Origin of the sequence: Streptomyces sp. PU-14G, from assembly GCF_041028275.1 — a bacterium.
Taxonomy (GTDB): Bacteria; Actinomycetota; Actinomycetes; order Streptomycetales; family Streptomycetaceae; genus Streptomyces.
In genome coordinates, this window is sequence record NZ_JASKYT010000545.1 from 1 (window position 1) to 2,798 (window position 2,798).

2 protein-coding genes are annotated in these 2,798 nt (G+C 68.0%); one reads left to right on the forward strand and one right to left on the reverse strand.

The window, feature by feature from the left end:
• Window positions 1-382: 382 nt before the first annotated feature.
• Window positions 383-649 carry a 30S ribosomal protein S20 gene (gene rpsT / locus AB8Z75_RS33085; RefSeq protein WP_369208539.1) on the reverse strand — a complete coding sequence of 89 codons (267 nt, stop codon included), beginning with the start codon at window positions 647-649 and terminating at the stop codon, window positions 383-385.
• A 251-nt stretch (window positions 650-900) separates the two neighbouring features.
• Between rpsT and lepA the strand changes: the two genes are divergently transcribed.
• Window positions 901-2,781 carry a translation elongation factor 4 gene (gene lepA / locus AB8Z75_RS33090; protein ID WP_369208541.1) on the forward strand — a complete coding sequence of 627 codons (1,881 nt, stop codon included), beginning with the start codon at window positions 901-903 and terminating at the stop codon, window positions 2,779-2,781.
• The last annotated feature ends 17 nt before the right edge of the window (window positions 2,782-2,798 follow it).

A 2,798-nucleotide genomic window follows, 5' to 3' on the forward strand; every position in this document is an offset into this window, starting at 1 on the left:
CGCTGTCTCAAGCGGTGGTTCGGACGTACGGCGGATGAGGCCCCCGCTCCCGCACGCTTCCCTCGGGCGCCCGCCCACCCACGTCGGATGTGAGGGCTCTCCTTGCTACTGCAGAGCGCAGCGACACAGGCAGAGCGCAGCGACACAGGGCAGTGGCCGGGGGCCGGGCACGCGAAAGACCCCGTTCGTGCCCTGGGGAAGAGGGAAGGAACGGGGTCTTCCGTGATGTGCTGTGTGGTGCGCCGCACCCGCGTGGCGAACGCAGGCCGCGTGCGGCGCGCTGTCTCAAGCGGTGGTTCGGACGTACGGCGGATGAGAGAGGGCCCGCCTCACGACGCCCGAGCCGGATGCGGCTGTGCCCCGTCGAGCTGAGAAGGAGGGGTCAGCCGTTGACGGTGGAGACGTGCTTGGCCAGCGCCGCCTTCTTGTTGGCGGCGTTGTTCTTGTGCAGCACGCCCTTGCTGACGGCCTTGTCGAGCTTGCGGGCCGCCTGCTTCTGCGCCTCGGTCGCCTTGGCGGCGTCACCGGCGGCGACGGCCTCGCGGGTGCGACGGATCGCGGTCTTCAGCTCGGACTTGACGGCCTTGTTGCGCTGCCGCGCCTTCTCGTTCGTCTTGATCCGCTTGATCTGGGACTTGATGTTCGCCACGAAAGAGCCTTTGCGGTTCGGAGTTTCCAACGCCGGTGCCGTGGGGCACCGCATCAGTGCCATAAGGCACAGTCGCCCAGGCTACCAGCCGGGCACCTGCCCCTCCCAATCCGGTCGGCGCCCCGCGCGCATGGGACCATGGTGTGGGACACACCCCGCGCGAATCCCGCGGACCCAGCCGAAGACGAACCCTGCCTGAAGACGAGAACCAGCCCGAAGATCCCGACAGGCCAGACCCGACAGGACACTGCGTGCCCGCGACCCCAACGAACGCGCCGGAGCCGAGCCGTACCGACCCGGCGCTGATCCGTAACTTCTGCATCATCGCGCACATCGACCACGGCAAGTCCACGCTTGCCGACCGGATGCTTCAGCTGACCGGCGTCGTGGACAAGAGGCAGATGCGCGCGCAGTACCTCGACCGCATGGACATCGAGCGCGAGCGGGGCATCACGATCAAGTCCCAGGCCGTGCGGATGCCCTGGGCGCCCACGGACGATCTGGGCACCCCGCATGTGCTCAACATGATCGACACCCCGGGGCACGTCGACTTCACCTACGAGGTCTCCCGCTCCCTGGCGGCGTGCGAGGGGTGCATCCTGCTGGTGGACGCCGCGCAGGGCATCGAGGCGCAGACCCTCGCCAACCTGTATCTGGCGATGGAGCACGACCTCACGATCATTCCCGTGCTCAACAAGATCGACCTGCCCGCCGCGCAGCCCGAGAAGTTCGCGGCGGAGCTGGCGCACCTCATCGGCTGCGATCCTGAGGACGTGCTGAAGGTCTCGGCGAAGACGGGCGAGGGTGTCGAGGAGCTGCTGGACGAGGTCGTCCGTCAGGTCACCCCGCCGACGGGTGTGGCGGACGCCCCCGCCCGCGCGATGATCTTCGACTCGGTCTACGACGCGTACCGCGGCGTGGTGACGTACATCAAGGTCGTCGACGGGCTGCTCAGTAAGCGTGAGCGCATCCGCATGATGTCGACAGGCGCCACGCACGAGCTGCTGGAGATCGGCGCGAACTCGCCGGAGATGACGCCCGCCGACGGGCTGGGCGTGGGCGAGGTCGGCTACCTGATCACCGGCGTGAAGGACGTGCGCCAGTCGAAGGTGGGTGACACGGTCACCCAGCAGTCCAAGGGTGCCGAGGAGCCGCTGCCGGGCTACAAGGACCCGAAGCCGATGGTGTTCTCGGGGCTGTATCCGCTGGACGGCTCCGATTATCCGGAGCTGCGCGAGGCGCTGGACAAGCTGCTGCTCAACGACGCCGCGCTCACCTACGAGCCGGAGAGCTCGGCGGCGCTGGGCTTCGGCTTCCGTGTGGGCTTCCTGGGCCTGCTGCACCTGGAGGTGATCCGGGAGCGGCTGGAGCGCGAGTTCGGGCTCGACCTGATCGCCACGGCGCCCAACGTGGTCTACCGGGTGGAGATGGAGGACGGCACCGAGCACGTGGTGACCAACCCCAGCGAGTTCCCCACCGGGAAGACCGCCACGGTGCACGAGCCGATCGTACGGGCCACGCTCATCGCGCCCAGCGAGTTCATCGGCGCGATCATGGAGCTGTGCCAGTCGCGGCGCGGCAGCCTGCAGGGCATGGACTACCTGTCGGAGGACCGCGTCGAGCTGCGCTACACGCTGCCGCTGGCGGAGATCGTCTTCGACTTCTTCGACGCGCTGAAGTCCCGCACCCGTGGTTACGCCTCCCTCGACTACGAGCCGACCGGCGAGCAGACGGCCGATCTGGTGAAGGTCGACATCCTCCTCCAGGGTGACAAGGTGGACGCGTTCTCCGCGATCGTCCACAAGGACAAGGCGTACTCCTACGGCACCCGGATGGCCAACAAGCTGCGCGAGCTGATCCCGCGCCAGCAGTTCGAGGTGCCCATCCAGGCGGCCGTCGGTGCTCGCATCATCGCCCGCGAGACCATCCGTGCGATCCGCAAGGACGTGCTGGCCAAGTGCTACGGCGGTGACATCTCGCGGAAGCGGAAGCTGCTGGAGAAGCAGAAGGAGGGCAAGAAGCGGATGAAGGTCGTCGGCCGGGTGGAGGTGCCGCAGGAGGCGTTCATCGCGGCGCTGTCGACCGACGACAGCGGCGGTGGCGGCGGCGGCGAAGCCAAGTCGAAGAAGTAGCCCCGAGCCCCCAGCCC